We start from the raw sequence: 16,493 nt of genomic DNA, 5'->3' as shown, positions 1-16,493 counted from the left end.
ATCATACCGCAAAATGTACCATTTTGTGCGAAAATATGCGGTTTCGGTAAGGTGCTTGCGGTAGCGGTATGCCGTGCAAGAGGTAAATGAGGAACAAATGCGGGATGTGGAAAAGGCGGTTCAGACGGCCACGGTAACTTCGATAGATTACGAGGGGCGCGGTGTGGCGCGGGTTGACGGTAAGGCTGTGTTTATCAGAGGCGCGTTGCCGTCTGAAAAGGTTTGCTATCGGGTCACCCGATCTAAAAAGCAGTTTGACGAAGCCGAGGTAGTAGAAATCGAACAGGCGTCATCGGAGCGGATACGCCCTGAGTGTCGTTATTTTGAGACATGTGGCGGCTGCGTGTTGCAGCATGTCCGTCCTCAAGCGCAAGTAGCGTTTAAACAACGGATTATGGAAGAGCAGCTTGAGCGGATTGGTAAGGTTAAGCCGAGTCAAATCCTGCCGCCAATCTACGGTATGCCGTGGCATTATCGTGACCGTGCCCGCCTGAGCGTATCTGTTAATCAAAAAGGACGTCTGAAAATGGGCTTTCAGGCAAAAAAAACGCATGATGTGGTGGATATTGCGTCGTGCGGTATCTTGCCGCGCCATGTGTCTTTACTATTGCCTGAGGTGAAAAAATTGCTCCAGCAGTTGGCGGCAGAAGGGGCAACGGCTAAATTCGTTGAGTTTTTCAGTAGTAAGCAATTGACGGTAATGAATCTTGGTTTTCAAAAAAGGCCGTCTGAAACCCATTTAACCGCGCTCAAACGCTGGTTTGATACCACGCTCAAAGCGCAGCCCGAACAATGGCAGGTGTGGTTACAGGAGGGGTGGCAATCTCACCCCTTTTATCCTGAAGGGAAGCTTGGGCTGACTTATGATTTATCGGAATTTAATGTTCACATGCCTTACCGCCCCGGCGATTTTACCCAAATTAATGCCGAGATGAATAATGTGATGGTCGGGCGTGCTTTGAAGCTGCTGGACATCCGTTCAGGCGAAAGAATTGCCGATTTGTTCTGCGGGCTGGGCAATTTCAGCCTACCAATGGCAAAATGCGGAGCGGAGGTTGTCGGTATTGAAGGTTCGGAAACATTAGTCGTTCGCGCTCATCAAAATGCACGGGAAAACCTGTGCGCAGAACAAACGACATTTTTGACGGCAGATTTGTTTGATACTGATGAAACCGTTGTGACGTCTTGGGGGAAATTTGACAAAATGCTGCTAGACCCGCCGCGCAGTGGTGCCTATGCGGTCGTTAAATCCCTATATAAGCCTTATTTACCGCAGAGAATTGTTTACGTGTCTTGCAATCCGGCAACGTTTGCGCGGGATGCGGCGGTTTTGGTTGAAAAAGGTTATGCTTTTCAGGCGGCCGGGGTTATGAATATGTTTGCCCAAACGGCGCATGTAGAATCTATTGGCGTGTTTGAGTTGCAAAACGACACCAACGGGGCAGAATACGATGGTTTTTAATGTAATTATCGGTTAAATCATGGTATCATAAACGCCTCGGGAATAACGTTTTATACGGCATGTCAACCATATTTTTAATATAATGCCGTAAATTTACAGATGTTTAATCTACTACTCCGATACTTTGTTGGGAGGTATTCTTGAATTATTCGCTTTTAATCATTCTGCTGGTGCTTCTGCTGCTGGTGCTGTTGTTTGTGCGCTATAAACAAAGCGGCGCAGCGGCTGGCAAACCAATGAAGGCGGTGCGTAACCGCCAAGAGCGCCAAGTTGCAGATGCTGCAGAAAATGCAGATTGGATGAATAAAGTCAACCAATCTGTATCCAATGCAGATAATCAAGACTGGGAGTGGGGTAGTGACGGCAGTAGCGGAGCTACCGCCTCCGTGTCCGCGCAAGAAGTTGATCCGCTAACAGAATACCAAGTATATAAGCAATTTGGTTATGAGAGCAAAGCAGCCGAATCTTTGGCTGGTTATCTCAACCGCCTGCCGGATGGTGCACCTGAAAAATTGGTGCATGAATTAGTCGGTTTGAATTTGCGTGTCGGCAATATCGATATGCTGGCGGAAACGCTGGAACGACACGGCGCTTCCTTGCCGCATGACAGTTTGGCAGAGTATGTCAAAGTCGGCTTGACAACTGATCCTACCAACTTGCGTTTGCGTGTTTTGGCAGAAAATCAGCTGGGCTGGAATATGCAAGAGGTTGCCCGTCAAATCGGCGAGCGTACAGGATTGGAAGAAAACAGTGCCGTTGCATTATCTTCCGAAGCGGCGCAGCAAACTGCCTCGATTGCTGCCAAACATCATGCGCCTATTGTGGTCGGTAAAAAAGATTTGGATGATATTACGCCTGAAGAAATGGGTGCTGTCATCGGTTTCGTGAAACCTGAGCACAGTGCAAAAATTTTAAAAGACAAAGTCGGTTATGAGACTGCTTTGCAGCAGTATAACCGTGCGATTAAACATTCTCCCAAGCCGGCCAGCCTGATTATTGATGCGTTGAAGCTGGATTATCAAAACGAAGAAGTCGGTCAATTTGCCGGACACTTATGGCGCTTATATTACTCGCTGGGTCAATACGGCCGCCAAGTCAAAGAGCGCATGTTGGGCTGGGGATACAGTTTGGGCTATCACGAATTATTCGATGATTTAGAAAAAGGTCCAAACGAACAGCAGGTTCGCGAAATTGGTTTGGAGCGGGGATACTTGCAGCCCACTTCTTTGCAGGTCAAAGCAAAATATCGGGATTTGGTACAAAAAGATTCTTCTATTATCAGCGCTCACGCTTCTCCTGCTGATGAAGCTTTGAAAGAAGTGGAATCTTTGCTGATGTATGGACAGCTGGATCAAGCGATTCATACTTTGGAGCAGGCTGTATTGCAATACCCGCAGGAGTCTCAATTGTATATTATGCTGTTTGATTTGTATGAACGTGCCGAAGATTGGTCTCGCTTGGAACAGTTCTTACGGATTTTGCGCGAACGTGTGGTCAGCTTGCCAGAAGAAGTAGTATTGGCCATGAGTGGTTTGCTGCAACATGTCAACCAGCATATTAAGAAATAGAATAAATTAAAATAAAATAAAATTAGAGAGTACCTATCATAATGGACAATCTGTTACCTAAAATTAAAACCATACGGGTTATGCTGCAAGAAATGGGTGAGCAGCAAGAAGCTGTCTTCCGTATGGCTTTTAAAATGCACAATACGACCAATTACGAAATCGTCACACCTGAATCTGCTGTTAAACCAGATTTAATTTTGGTAGATACGGATGCTGCTCAAGGTATAGAAGCTTGGAAGTCGTTGAAACAGACTTATCCGGATATTCCCGTTGCTATGTTTTCTGTGCAAGAGCCTACCGTAACAACGCCTTATCTTCCTAAACCCATCAAATTTGATACGCTCTTCCCTATTTTGCGCAGTTTGGCACAAGGTGGGCATGTATTTGAAGTTTCGGAAAATCAGCCTGACGAGTCGTTGGTAGGTCATACTAATGCAGACGGTACCCGCAAAGCCACCATTCGCCGGTTTAATCCGCAAAAAGGGCTGTTGGGTGCATTAAAATTAGCCAGCCAAGGTCATCAAGATATTGCCGTTTTGCATGAAGGAAAACCGGTTCTCATCGTTTTTCCTAACATTCAGCGCATTTTATTAACCGTTGGTGCAGCAGAGCTGGAAAAATTATGTAAAGATGATAATCTTACTGTCGTATGCAAAGCTGTTCCTGACAATCCTCAGTGGAAAGAAAAAGCCAAAGTTACCATCATGTCTTGTTTGTGGCAGATGGCCATTTGGACAGCCCAAGGCCGTCTGATTTATCCGATGACCCCGCAGACGGTCTTTACTTTGAAACGCTGGCCTAATTTGACCCGTTTGGCGCATGTGCCGGAATCCATGCGCTTGTCAGCATTTTTGACCAAAACGTCGGTTAATTTGAATATTCTTTATAAAGTCATGCCATTGGAAATGCCGGATATTTTGAATTATTTGGCAGCCACTTCCATTACCGGCTTCTTAGCGACGGATAGTGAGTATGCAGGTTCGCAAGCTGCTTCCGGCGTAGGTGATCGGGTAAATGTCAGCAGCGATGTTCCGGATAACCAAATGGCCAAAGAGGCAGAAAAAGTGGCCGGTCCATCCAAAGAGCAACCGCGCGGCTTGCTGCAACGCTTGATGCGCAAACTGCTTGGCAAACGATAAGGTTAAGAAAGATACGCAATGAAGGAAAACAAAATCATCTTTACCGGTCCGGTAGGGGTGGGTAAGACCACTGCTATTGCCGCTTTGTCGGATGAACCGCCTGTCCAGACGGATGCATCTGCTTCGGATATGACATTGGTACGCAAAGGTTATACCACTGTTGCAATGGACTACGGTGTTATTCATTTAGATGAGGAAACCAAAGTCCATTTATATGGTACACCCGGCCAAGAGCGTTTTAATTTTATGTGGGAAATTTTAAGCCAAGGCAGCATGGGTTTAGTTTTGCTGCTGGATAATACCCGAACTAATCCTTTGAAAGATTTACAGTTTTTCTTGGATGCGTTTCGTGATTTGCTTAAAACAGCACCATTGGTTGTCGGCGTAACCAAGATGGATATCCGGTCATTGCCGGGAGTGGATGTCTATCAGAAATATTTGGCTCAAAACAATTTTAATGTGCCGGTTTTCGAAATTGATGCTCGGCGTGAGGATGATGTCAAACAGCTGGTAAGTGCCATGTTGTTTTCGATTGATCCGGGCTTAGAGGTATAAGATGGAATTAACACTTTCTTTACAATCAAATTTGTATCCCCGTATTACCCCTGCCGGTGCATATTATGCCGTTTCCAGTGATACGCCCAGCGCCAGTAGAACTTTGCTATACGGATTATTGCGGGCAGAGCCAACAGAAATCATCAGCAGTGAAAAGATTTTGGCGTGGGCAGATACCAGCGATATTAATGCAGCGTTAAGTTTGTTGTACCGTTTGCAGCGCTTAGAATTCTTATATGGCGATGAAACCGCCAGCACAGATGATATGTATTTATCTGATGAACAGTTGCCTAATTTATTGGCGCAACTGTCTAATACGGGTAAGGTACTGCTTGCGGATGAAAACGGTTTATATTTTGCTAACGTAGGTTTCCATCATGAGGCAGCAGAAGAATTGGGATTACTGGCCAGTGAAGTGGCCAAGATGGAAGAAAAACACCGCTTGCTGGTTAGAAATAACCTTCATATCAATAACAGCGCTTGGGGGATTTGCGATCCTTCAGGTCAAAGCGAATTGACCTTTTTCCCGCTGTATGTTGGTTCAACCAAACTTATCTTGGTCATCGGCGGTATGCCTGATTTGAATAAAGAAGCGTTTGTGACATTGGTTAAAGTATTGTATCACCGGTATGGCAGCCGCTAAGGTTGGTCTTTGCCGGGTTTATTAGAAATGGAATCGATATGCAACAATTATTACTTTCTGTATTGAGCGATTTGAACAATACTTCTGCTGACATTATTGCTTCGGCTGTTATCTCTCGTGACGGTTTGCCAATTGCGACTTTATTGCCCAGCCATTTGAATGCTGATCGTGTCGGAGCGATGTCGGCAACATTATTGGCTTTGGGTAACCGCTCCGTGCAGGAGTCTGCATGTGGCGAATTGGAACAGGTCATGGTAAAAGGCAAACATGGTTATATCTTATTGAGCCAAGCTGGGGATAATGCAGTATTGGCGTTGATTGCCAAAGAAAGCGGTAAGCTTGGATTGATTTTATTGGATGCCAAACGTGCGGCCAAGCATATTGCCGATATTCTGTAATTTTCTTGTTTGGTAAATTAATTTCTATGAAAATGAGATGGTTGAGATTAGATTGAAATTGATTTATTGACGAAGTAAGGGTTTGCTTCTATAATTCCCCTTTCTTCCCCGATAGCTCAGTCGGTAGAGCGACGGACTGTTAATCCGCAGGTCCCTGGTTCGAGCCCAGGTCGGGGAGCCAAATTTGAAAACCACCCTATCAGGGTGGTTTTCTCTTTAAGGCCGTCTGAAAAATACCAAGATTTCAGATGGCCTTTGAATGATGAACGGCAAATTTTGCTATTAGCCGTTCAAACTGTTACACTACTGTTCACATTATTTCGACAGGCATATCCCATTTATCATGAAAGACGCAGAGCAGAGTAGTCCGATACCGTGCCCTACGTGTATGCCCGCTTTAGGCAGCCCGACGCTTTTTTAGTCGTCAGGCTGCCTTTTTGCATTTAAAGGAAAAGAAGAATTATGGATTTTAGTTGGTTAGCCGAACCGCATACTTGGGTAGGCTTTGCAACGCTGTTTGTGCTCGAAGTGGTTTTGGGTATTGATAACTTGGTTTTTGTGGCGATTTTGGCCAATAAGGTCAAGCCTTCTCAGCGCGACAGGGCGCGGGTAACCGGTTTGGGACTGGCTATTCTGATCCGCATGATTATGCTGGGCTTTATGGCTCATATCATGACGCTTACCCGTCCGCTGTTTGACATTGGCAGTTTAGCGGTATCTGGTAAAGACATTATCATGTTTGCCGGTGGCCTTTTCCTGCTGTATAAAGCGACAACCGAGCTGCATGAACGCTTGGAAGGGCATAATCAGTTTGCCGTGGCGGAAAGCCAGAAAAAACATTCCACTTTTTGGGGTGTGGTGGCGCAAATCCTGATTTTGGATGCGGTATTTTCCATTGATTCGGTGATTACCGCCGTAGCGATGGTGGATCATATCGTGGTGGCGATGGCAGCGGTGGCAGTGGCCATGACGGTCATGATTACCGCCAGCAAACCGTTGACTGAGTTTGTAGATAAACATCCGACCGTAGTAATGCTGTGTTTGGGCTTTTTGCTGATGATTGGTTTCAGCCTGATTGCCGAAGCCTTCCATTTCCATATCCCGAAAGGCTATCTGTATGCTGCCATCGGTTTCTCAATTTTGATTGAGGCGTTTAATCAGATTTCGCAGAAAAACAGCCGCAAAAATGCCTACATCAGCAGCTCATGGCGCAAACGCACGGCGGAAAACGTACTTGGTATGATGGGTATCCGCGAAAGCGTTTTGGCCAAAGCCGGTGACGAAGCAGAGGATGACGGCCATTTTGAGGAAAATGAAAAATCCATGATTCGCAGCGTGTTAACGCTGGCGGAACGCCCGATTCAGGGCGTGATGATTCCGCGCCGCGATATTGAGCGTCTGGATATTTCGCAAAGCAAAGAAGAACAGTGCGAGCAGTTGCAAAATACGCCGTACAGCCGTTTGCTGGTGGTGGGCAAAGCTGGGGTGGACGAGCCGCTGGGTTATATCAACAAAAAAGATTTGCTGGTGCAATTATTGGACGGCAGCGACATCAATATTCAGACGGCCTTGCGCCAACCGCTGGTTTTGCCGGGAACGACAACCGCGCTGAATGCCATCGAGCTGTTCCGCCAAAGTAGCGCCGATTATGCGCTGGTGGTGGATGAATTTGGTGCAGTGCTGGGTATGGTGACGATTAAAGATTTGTTTGAAACCATTGCCGGCGAGTTTCCGGAAGAATTTGAGCGCGAAGAAGAGCCAGCAGTACAGGAAAACGCCGACGAAAGCCTGACTGTGGACGGTGCATTGGAATATGTCGATTTGGCACCGCAGCTTCATTTGCCGCCGCCGGAGGAAGATGCTGATTTCCATACCGTGGCCGGTTTGATTATGGAAGAGCTGCAAAGCATTCCCAACGTCGGTGATTATGTCGATTTCCACGGCTGGCGTTTTGAAGTGCTGGAAAAAGAAGGGCAGCGGATTGAGCGGGTGAAAATCACCAAGTTGCCGGAAGAAGAGTAAATGAGCAAAATGCCGTCTGAAATTTTCAGACGGCATTTTTATTTCAAACAATTAAATCAAAACAATATCATACTGCTCTTGCGTATAAGCCGTCTCCACCGCCAGCGAAATCGGTTTGCCGATAAAATCAATCAGCATGGCCAAGGATTGCGATTCTTCGTCGAGAAACAAATCAATCACATTCGGCGCAGCGAGAATGCGGAAGGATTGCGCGTCGTAGCGGCGGGCTTCGCGTACGATTTCGCGCTGGATTTCGTAGCACACGGTTTGCGGCGTTTTCAGACGGCCTCGGCCTTGGCAGGCGGGGCAGGGTTCGCACAGAATTTGGTTGAGGTTTTCGCGCGAGCGTTTACGGGTCAATTCCACCAGTCCTAAGCTGGTAAAGCCGTTGAGGGTAACGCGGGTACGGTCGAAACTCAGGGCTTTGGCCAACTCCTGCAACACGGCTTCGCGGTGGCTTTCCTGCGCCATGTCGATGAAGTCGATGATGATGATGCCGCCGAGGTTGCGCAGGCGCAGTTCGCGGGCGATGGTATGGCAGGCTTCGAGGTTGGTGCGGAAAATGGTTTCATCGAAGTTGCGCGCACCGACAAAGCCGCCGGTGTTCACATCAATAGTGGTCATCGCTTCGGTAGATTCGATGATGAGGTAACTGCCGAAATTGAGGTTGACGCGCGGTTGTAAGGCGCGGTTGATTTCCTGCTCGATATTGTGGGTTTCAAACAGCGGCCGGTCGCCTTTAAACAGCTCGATTTTGTCCACTGCGCCTTGTACATATTGCTCGGCAAACTGCGTCATGCGGCGGTGGTTTTCGGTAGAGTCCACCAGAATTTTCTGCGTGTCTATGCTGAACATATCGCGCAACACGCGCAGGGTCAGCGGCAAATCTTCATACAGCAGGGTTTCCGGCGGCTGGGTTTTGGCTTGGTATTGGATATGTTCCCACACCTTGGTCAGGTAGCTGATGTCGGCCTGAAGCTGCTCGTCGGTGGCGTTTTCCGCATTGGTGCGGATAATGTAGCCGTGGCAGTCGGTTTCCGAGAGCAGGTTTTGCAGACGGTTGCGCAGGCTGCTGCGCTCGGCTTCGTCTTCAATGCGCTGGGAAATGCCGATATGCTCGTCTTGCGGCAGGTGAACGAGAAAACGCCCCGCCAGCGAAATTTGCGTAGAAAGGCGCGCGCCTTTGGTGTTAATCGGGTCTTTGATAACCTGCACCAATACCGACTGCCCCTCAAACAGCATATGCTCGATACGCTGGGTTTCATCGGGATTGCGCCGCTGTTCCAACACATCGACAATATGCAAAAATGCCGCGCGTTCCAAGCCGATATCCACAAACGCGCTCTGCATACCCGGCAACACGCGCCGCACCACGCCCAAATAAATATTGCCGACCAAGCTGTGGCCGCTGTTGCGCTCGATATGCAGTTCGCAAATATTGTTTTCTTCCAAGACCGCCACGCGGGTTTCCTGCGGCGTGATGTTGACCAATACGGTTTCGGGCGGACGGATAGTGTCCTTAGGAATCGGGATTCCGGCTAACATGGTTGTTCCAATCAATATAAAAAATACTTTTGCAATCAATTCTTTTTCAAAAACCGATGGCAAAAGCAGCTTGCATTCAAGCAGATAATAAACGGCCTCCATCATACTGCAAAAACGCCCGTTTTGCCACGATAAGGCCGTCTGAAAGCCTTTGAAAAAAAGCGCCCGTTTATCCGATTGGGCAAGCGATACTCAAAACCGCTTGTAAAATCCGCCTGCTGCCCATATAGTAAAGACATTATTGATTGAAGAAACCGACCATGCAACCCGTTACCCTATACACCGGCGCGTTTTGCCCTTACTGCTCCATGGCCAAAAAGCTGCTGGCCGCAGTGGGCGTGACCGACATCAAAGAAATCCGCGTCGATCAAAATCCTGAAGACTTCGCCGAAATGCAGCAGCTTTCCGGTCAACGCAGCATTCCGCAGATTTTCATCGGCGACACTCACGTCGGCGGTTTTACCGATTTATATGCCTTGCAGCAAAAAGGCGAACTCAACGATTTACTCAATCCCTAACCCCTTTATTTGATTGGAAATAAAAATGGCAGAAGAATTGCAACCCGTATTCAGCATTGAACGTCTGTATGTAAAAGACTTGTCGTTGGAAGTGCCCAACGCCCCGCAGATTTTCCTGGAAAACGGCGAACCTGAAGTGGATATGCGCGTTTCTACCTCCAGCAGCCAGTTGGAAGCAGGCTTCTACGGCGTGGACGTTACCGTAACCGTGACTGCCAAACTGGGCGCAGACCGCACCATGTTCCTGAACGAAGTGACCCAAAGCGGTATTTTCCGTTTAGAAAACATTCCGGAAGAAGACGTGCAAATGCTGCTCGGCGTGGCCTGCCCGAACATCCTGTTCCCGTATGCGCGCGAAGCCATTTCTTCAACCGTGACCCGCGCAGGCTTCCCGCCGGTATTGCTCGCGCCGATTAACTTTGAAGCGATTTACCAGCAACAGCAGGAAGGCAACGCCTAATCCGCATGGATTGTGCAGCGCTTGATGAGGCCGTCTGAAAATTTAAATTTTCAGACGGCCTTTTGTCATACCTGTCGTCTAAAAATCCCGTTTCAGGTATGATTACATCTTGATTTTCGCCATGATTTCGCGCCCGCCCATGAAAACATCCGAACGTGTCCACTTTGCCGAGCGTTGGCTCAATTCTTACGAACGCTACCGCCACCGCCGCCTGATTCATGCCGTGCGGCTGGGGTTGGCGGTGTTGCTGGCAACGCTGATTGCGCGGCTGTTTCATCTGCAACACGGTGAATGGATCGGCATGACGGTATTCGTGGTCTTGGGCATGTTGCAGTTTCAGGGGGCAATTTATTCCAAGGCGGTGGAACGTATGCTGGGCACGGTCATCGGCTTGGGCATCGGTTTGGCCGTGTTGTGGCTCAACCAGCAGTATTTTCATAACGGCATTTTGTTTTACCTGACCGTCGGCACCACCAGCGCTTTGGCCGGTTGGTGGGCGGTGGGAAAAAATGGCTACATTCATATGCTGGCGGGGCTGACGATGTGTATGCTGCTGGCGAACACGGGCGACGAATGGCTGCACAGCAGCTTAATGCGGGCGTTTAATGTTTTACTCGGCGCGTTGATTGCCATTTGCGCCGCCAAGCTGCTGCCGTTGCGCTCGACGCTGATGTGGCGCTTTATGCTGGCAGACAACCTCACCGAATGCGGCCGTCTGATGGCCGAAATCGGCAGCGGCAAGCGCATGACGCGCGAGCAGTATGAGCAGAACGCCGCCAAAATGAAAAAAATCAATTCGCGCTTGGTGCAAAGCCGCAGCCATTTGGCGGCAACTTCCGGCGAAAGCCATATTTCCCGCGCCGCGATGGAGGCCATGCAGTTGGCGCACCGCAAAATCGTCAACAGCACCGAGCTATTACTCAACACCGCCGCCAAATTGCCGAACACCGAGTTGAGCGAGGATGAAAAAAAACTGCTCGAACGCCATTTTACCCGGTTGCAGCGCGAACTGCGCCTGACCGTGCGCCTGATTAAAGGCCACTACGCCCGCCGTATCCGTATCGACACCCGCCTGAATCCCGAACTGGGCAAAATGGCGGCACATCTGCCGTTTGAATGGCAGGGCTTTGTCTGGCTGGGCACCAATACCCGCAGCGAAGTGGCGGCGCTGGTGATTCTGTTGCAGCGCACGCGCCGCAAATGGCTGGACGCGCACGAGCGCCAACGCCTGCGCGAACACCTGCGCGGCAATAAAGCCGACGCGCGTGAAGAAGAACCGCGCGCCGAGGCCGTCTGAAAAAAGCGGCATTTCGTTGGCGGGAAAAATGGGCTAGAATGGTCTGCCTATATATAAGAACCTGTATTCACAATCTTGATAGCGTTTTTTTATTGCCTAACCACACGCCTACCGCGTTGGACTTTTACGCCAATAGTGGACTATTGGCGTAAAAGTCCGCCTTGTATTCGTATGATTATTCAACAAAAATCCATCTATCAATCTTATGAATACAGGTTCTAAAACGTCAGGCAGATGAAACCATCCCGGCCGGTAAAATACAGCCGTTTCGTTAGTTTGAGATAAAGCGCAGTAGCGCGGTATCAAATGAAGGGGGCGACTGTATCAGGCCGTCTGAAAGAATGGTTGAAAGTTTCTGCCGGATTCCAACGGTTTGCCGCCGTTTTGCCTTATTTTCGATTGCCCGTTTATGCTTCGCCGCCTCTACACCTTTCTATGGCGCATGGCGCCTGTCTTTATCCGCCGCTATTTGAAAAAGCGTGCGCAAAAATCCCCTGCCTATTTGGAACATTGGAACGAGCGTTTTGGCGGCGCTTATCCCAATCCGGTGCAACGGCCGGTGTGGATACACGCCGTGTCCGTGGGTGAAACCCGCGCCGCGCAGCCCTTGGTGGCGGCGTTGCGGCAATATTTCCCCGACGCGCCCTTGCTGCTGACGCAGATGACGCCCACCGGCCGCGCCACTGCCGAATCCCTGTTTCCGCAGGCGCAATGCCGCTATTTGCCGTATGACCGCCCCGAATGGGTGGCTCAATTTTTGCGCGAACACCAACCGTGCTGCGGCATTCTGATGGAAACGGAAATCTGGCCGAATCTGATGTACGGCTGCGCCGAAGCGGGCGTGCCGCTGTTTCTGGCCAATGCGCGGCTGTCGGAAAAATCCCAGCGCAGCTATCTGAAAATCCACAGTCTGGTCGAACCGGCCATGCAGACCCTGAGCGGCTGTTTCGCGCAAACCGCTGCCGACGCCGAACGGCTGCACCTTATCGGCGCGTCTAACGTACACATCTGCGGCAACAGCAAATACGACATCACCCCGCCCGACAGCATGCGCGCGCTGGCGGTGGCGTTTCGCGAGCGTATCGGCAAGCGCCCCGTTGTGGTGTGCGCCAGCACGCGCTTTTACAAAGGCGAAGACGAAACCGAGCTGCTGCTCAAAGCGTGGCAGGCTTATCGCGGCGACGCATTATTGGTCATCGTGCCACGCCATCCCGAGCGTTTTCGGACGGCTTTTGCAACCGCGCAGGCGATGGGCTATACCGTGCAAAAACGCAGTGCGCACGATATGGTGTCGGCGCAAACCCAAGTTTGGATTGGCGACAGCATGGGCGAATTGTTTGCCTACTATCTGGCGGCGGACGTGGCCTTTGTTGGCGGCAGCTTAGTTGATAGCGGCTGCCAAAACATCATCGAACCCGTTGCCTGCGGCGTGCCGACGCTGTTCGGCTACTCTACCTATAATTTCGCTTCCGCGTGTGAAAATGCGGTCAAGGCGGGCGCGGCGCGGCAGGTGCAGAGCGCGGACGAATGGCGACGGGCGGCCGAGCATTTGCTGGCCGATGACACGCAGCGGCAGGAGATGGCGCAAAAGGCGCAGGCGTTTGTGGCGAAACATCGCGGCGCCAGTGCGCTGATGGCGGCGGAAGTGGCGAAGGTGGTCAAATCCTAAAGTGGATAGGCATGCGCATATTTTATAGATGCCCAAGGCCGTCTGAAACAGATTCCCGTTTCAGACGGCCTTTTTACGGCAATTTCCTTTACAATAGCCCGATTAGACGAACCAACCGACGATACCGCCATGCTGCCCGTCCACCAAAAACAGCTCAAAATTACCGAAACCACCGCCAAAAAGCTGGAAAAGCTCAATCTCAACACGCCGTGGGAAGTTGCCTTGCACCTGCCGCTGCGCTATGAAGACGAAACCCACATCATGCCGATTGCCGATGCGCCGGCGGGCGTGCCCTGTCAGGTGGAAGGAGAGGTGTTGCACCAAGAGGTGCAATTTAAGCCGCGCAAACAATTAATCGTACAGATTGCCGACGGCTCGGGCAGCGTATTGCACCTGCGTTTTATCCATTTTTATCCCAGCCACCAGAAGCAGTTGGCAGTGGGCAAACGTATCCGCGCCGTGGGCGAAATCAAACACGGCTTTTACGGCGACGAGATGATACACCCGAAAATCCGCGATGCCGACAGCGGCGGACTTGCCGAAAGCCTGACCCCCGTTTATCCGACGGTAAACGGCCTCAACCAGCCCACTTTGCGCCGCATTATTCAGACGGCCTTGGAAGTCATTCCGCTGCACGACACCCTGCCCGACGAACTCTTAGGCCGTCTGAAACTGCCTCACTTGGCCGAAAGCCTGCGCCTGTTACATTCGCCGCCGCCCAGCTACACCATCTACCAGCTCTCCGACGGCACGCTTCCCGCGTGGCAGCGGCTGAAATTTGACGAATTTTTGGCGCAGCAGCTTTCCATGCGGCTGGCGCGGCAAAAGCGCGTCAGCGGCAATGCCAAGCCTTTGGCGGGCAACGGCGAGCTTTCCGACAAACTCGTGCACAGCCTGCCCTTCGCCCTCACCAATGCCCAGCAGCGCGTATTGGCCGAAATCCGCACCGACCTCGCGCAAACCCACCCCATGCACCGCCTGCTGCAAGGCGATGTCGGCAGTGGCAAAACCATCGTCGCCGCGCTGACCGCGCTGACTGCCATCGAAGCCGGTTTTCAAGTGGCAGTGATGGCACCGACCGAAATTCTCGCCGAGCAGCACTATATTAAGTTCAAACAATGGTTTGAGCCGCTGGGCTTGGCTGTGGCATGGCTTTCCGGCAGCCAGCGCAAAAAGGCCAAAGACCAAAACAAAGCCGCCATTTCAGACGGCCTTGCGCCGATTGCCGTCGGCACCCACGCGCTGTTTCAGGATGACGTGCAGTTTCACAATCTCGGCCTTGTGATTGTCGATGAGCAGCACCGCTTTGGCGTGGCGCAGCGGCTGGCCTTGAAAACCAAAGGGCAGGACGTGCACCAGCTCATGATGTCCGCCACCCCCATCCCGCGCACGCTGGCGATGAGCTTTTTCGCCGATTTAGATGTCTCCGTCATCGACGAATTGCCGCCCAACCGCACCCCGATTAAAACCCGCCTCGTCAACAACGCCCGCCGTGCCGAAGTGGAAGGTTTTGTGTTGAACACCTGTCGCAAAGGGCAGCAGGCGTATTGGGTCTGCCCGCTGATTGAAGAGAGCGAAACCCTGCAACTGCAAACCGCCACCGAAACGCTGGAAGAGCTGCAAGCGGCCTTGCCCGAATTATCCATCGGCTTGGTACACGGGCGCATGAAAGCCGCCGAAAAAGCCGAAGTGATGGCCGAATTTAGCGCAGGCCGTCTGAATGTACTCGTCGCGACTACCGTTATCGAAGTCGGCGTCGATGTCCCCAACGCCAGCCTGATGGTCATCGAACACGCCGAGCGCATGGGCTTGGCGCAACTGCACCAACTGCGCGGGCGCGTCGGGCGCGGCGCAGCCGCCAGCCATTGCGTATTGCTGTTTGCCGAACCCCTGAGCGAACTGGCCAAAGCGCGCCTGAAAGTGATTTACGAGCATACTGACGGCTTCGAAATTGCCCGCCAAGACCTCAACATCCGCGGCCCCGGCGAATTTCTCGGCGCACGGCAAAGCGGCGTACCCATGCTGCGCTTCGCCAACTTGGAAGAAGATTTGCACCTGCTGGAAAAAGCCCGCGAAATCGCGCCGAAACTGATAGAAGAGCGGCCGGATATTGTTGAAGCGCATTTGGACATGTGGTTGTCGAGCAGGGAAGGGTATTTGGGGGTGTGATTAAAATATAGGAAAGCCATCTGAAAAATTTTCAGATGGCTTTTTAGACAGAATTAAAACCACGAAGAAATGTGGGATTTAATAGCTTCTATACTGCAGTTTTTTAATAAAAGAGTTATTTTGTATATAACATCAACAATATCTTTTATTTGAGCAAACTTTGAATTTTTGACATTACTTACAGTTAAATTCTTTTCATGAACTAAGGTTAGAATATCTACAAGATCATCTTTAGGAATAGGGTCATTAAGACCTATTTGTTTACAGAATTCAGAATAATCATGAGAAAAATCACGAATATCTAATAGCGTGTGGAAATTATCAATTTCGGAGCCGACGATACTAATATCAATTTCTTGATTACTTGCAGGACTTGATACGAGAGTATTAAAATTTCTTATGTTACTATTTTTAATTTTTACGGCCATTTATCTAACCTTTTTAGATGTTAAACATGAGTAAAAAATAGGGAAAGAAAATGATGTTTTAAAATATTCAGTACTTCCCTTTAAAAAATGCCTGTTGGTAGGTGTACTTGAATTAAGAGTTTCATGACCATAGAAGCAGCTATTTCTCACAGTCATGGAAGTATTAGAAGATTTTTGAGGAACTTTATCAAGGGTAACAACAGTATCTACACCATTTGCTTGTACATTATCAAGGGTAACATCTATATTGCTAGTAAGTTTTAAGGAATAAGGCGCAATAACAGTACAGTTATCTACATAAATTTTGTATAACATGCTTATCATGGCTAGTAATTTAATTATTCTAGAAATATATAGTCAAATTAGCATATTTCAATACCTTGATAGAATTATAACTTGCAAGCCGTAGCAAGCGGTAGACTGCATAGTTATGCCATTCTATGCGTAGCAACTGTGTTGCCAACCCGTCGGTCAGTAACATCAAACACGGTTAATTATGCACATTGCAGGCCGTCTGACTTCAGGTAATCCCTTACCCGCGCATTCAGAATTCGCAGCAGTTTGTGCATACACGCATTAATGGCGACTTTAAACGGTTTGTTCTTGTCTTTCAGCCGCTC

Annotated in this window: 15 protein-coding genes, 1 tRNA gene and 1 pseudogene; 13 read left to right on the top strand and 4 right to left on the bottom strand. The window is 49.8% G+C overall.

Going from position 1 to position 16,493, the window contains the following annotated elements:
* The first annotated feature begins 97 nt into the window (after positions 1–97).
* The 8 genes from rlmD (at position 98) to J2T37_RS00865 (ending at position 7,787) form a co-directional block, all read left to right on the top strand.
* Positions 98–1,462 carry a 23S rRNA (uracil(1939)-C(5))-methyltransferase RlmD gene (gene rlmD / locus J2T37_RS00900; RefSeq protein WP_253353463.1) on the top strand — a complete coding sequence of 455 codons (1,365 nt, stop codon included), beginning with the start codon at positions 98–100 and terminating at the stop codon, positions 1,460–1,462.
* A gap of 236 nt (positions 1,463–1,698) precedes the next feature.
* Positions 1,699–3,030, top strand: coding sequence for a 23S rRNA methyltransferase (locus J2T37_RS00895; protein ID WP_437179428.1), 1,332 nt, complete (start codon positions 1,699–1,701; stop codon positions 3,028–3,030).
* Positions 3,031–3,071: 41 nt separating this feature from the next.
* Positions 3,072–4,169 carry a response regulator gene (locus tag J2T37_RS00890; RefSeq protein ID WP_253353309.1) on the top strand — a complete coding sequence of 366 codons (1,098 nt, stop codon included), beginning with the start codon at positions 3,072–3,074 and terminating at the stop codon, positions 4,167–4,169.
* Between the two features lie 18 nt (positions 4,170–4,187).
* The gene (locus J2T37_RS00885) at positions 4,188–4,724 is read left to right on the top strand and encodes a GTP-binding protein (protein WP_253353308.1); all 537 of its coding nucleotides are present in this window, start codon (positions 4,188–4,190) and stop codon (positions 4,722–4,724) included.
* Between the two features lies 1 nt (position 4,725).
* The gene (locus J2T37_RS00880; protein ID WP_253353307.1) at positions 4,726–5,367 is read left to right on the top strand and encodes a peptidase M23; all 642 of its coding nucleotides are present in this window, start codon (positions 4,726–4,728) and stop codon (positions 5,365–5,367) included.
* A gap of 38 nt (positions 5,368–5,405) precedes the next feature.
* Entirely contained in the window at positions 5,406–5,765 is a 360-nt protein-coding gene (locus tag J2T37_RS00875; protein WP_253353306.1) for a roadblock/LC7 domain-containing protein, read from the top strand.
* Between the two features lie 105 nt (positions 5,766–5,870).
* Positions 5,871–5,946: transfer RNA gene (locus tag J2T37_RS00870), tRNA-Asn, on the top strand.
* 281 nt (positions 5,947–6,227) lie between these two features.
* Positions 6,228–7,787 carry a TerC family protein gene (locus tag J2T37_RS00865; protein ID WP_253353305.1) on the top strand — a complete coding sequence of 520 codons (1,560 nt, stop codon included), beginning with the start codon at positions 6,228–6,230 and terminating at the stop codon, positions 7,785–7,787.
* Between the two features lie 51 nt (positions 7,788–7,838).
* Here J2T37_RS00865 and rng read toward each other — a convergent pair whose 3' ends face one another.
* Positions 7,839–9,332, bottom strand: a complete 1,494-nt coding sequence (rng, locus tag J2T37_RS00860) for a ribonuclease G (protein WP_253353304.1) — start codon at positions 9,330–9,332, stop codon at positions 7,839–7,841.
* A gap of 260 nt (positions 9,333–9,592) precedes the next feature.
* Between rng and grxC the strand changes: the two genes are divergently transcribed.
* From grxC to recG, 5 genes are all read left to right on the top strand, one after another.
* Positions 9,593–9,850, top strand: a complete 258-nt coding sequence (grxC, locus tag J2T37_RS00855) for a glutaredoxin 3 (protein ID WP_253353303.1) — start codon at positions 9,593–9,595, stop codon at positions 9,848–9,850.
* Positions 9,851–9,875: 25 nt separating this feature from the next.
* A complete protein-coding gene (gene secB / locus J2T37_RS00850) occupies positions 9,876–10,310 on the top strand; it encodes a protein-export chaperone SecB (RefSeq protein WP_253353302.1) in 435 nt (144 codons plus the stop codon).
* A gap of 139 nt (positions 10,311–10,449) precedes the next feature.
* The gene (locus J2T37_RS00845) at positions 10,450–11,607 is read left to right on the top strand and encodes an FUSC family protein (protein ID WP_253353301.1); all 1,158 of its coding nucleotides are present in this window, start codon (positions 10,450–10,452) and stop codon (positions 11,605–11,607) included.
* A gap of 409 nt (positions 11,608–12,016) precedes the next feature.
* Positions 12,017–13,276, top strand: a complete 1,260-nt coding sequence (gene waaA, locus J2T37_RS00840; protein WP_253353300.1) for a lipid IV(A) 3-deoxy-D-manno-octulosonic acid transferase — start codon at positions 12,017–12,019, stop codon at positions 13,274–13,276.
* Between the two features lie 129 nt (positions 13,277–13,405).
* A complete protein-coding gene (recG, locus tag J2T37_RS00835) occupies positions 13,406–15,445 on the top strand; it encodes an ATP-dependent DNA helicase RecG (protein ID WP_253353299.1) in 2,040 nt (679 codons plus the stop codon).
* A 53-nt stretch (positions 15,446–15,498) separates the two neighbouring features.
* On the opposite strand, the gene J2T37_RS00830 is transcribed toward recG, so the two are convergent.
* From J2T37_RS00830 to J2T37_RS00820, 3 genes and pseudogenes are all read right to left on the bottom strand, one after another.
* A complete protein-coding gene (locus J2T37_RS00830; protein WP_253353298.1) occupies positions 15,499–15,873 on the bottom strand; it encodes a hypothetical protein in 375 nt (124 codons plus the stop codon).
* The gene (locus tag J2T37_RS00825) at positions 15,874–16,188 is read right to left on the bottom strand and encodes a hypothetical protein (protein ID WP_253353297.1); all 315 of its coding nucleotides are present in this window, start codon (positions 16,186–16,188) and stop codon (positions 15,874–15,876) included.
* A 179-nt stretch (positions 16,189–16,367) separates the two neighbouring features.
* Positions 16,368–16,493, bottom strand: a pseudogene (locus tag J2T37_RS00820) (IS110 family transposase); the annotation flags it as partial.

Origin of the sequence: Neisseria perflava, from assembly GCF_024170405.1 — a bacterium.
GTDB classification, from domain to species: Bacteria; Pseudomonadota; Gammaproteobacteria; order Burkholderiales; family Neisseriaceae; genus Neisseria; species Neisseria perflava_B.
This window is presented reverse-complemented; position numbering and strand designations above follow the sequence as displayed.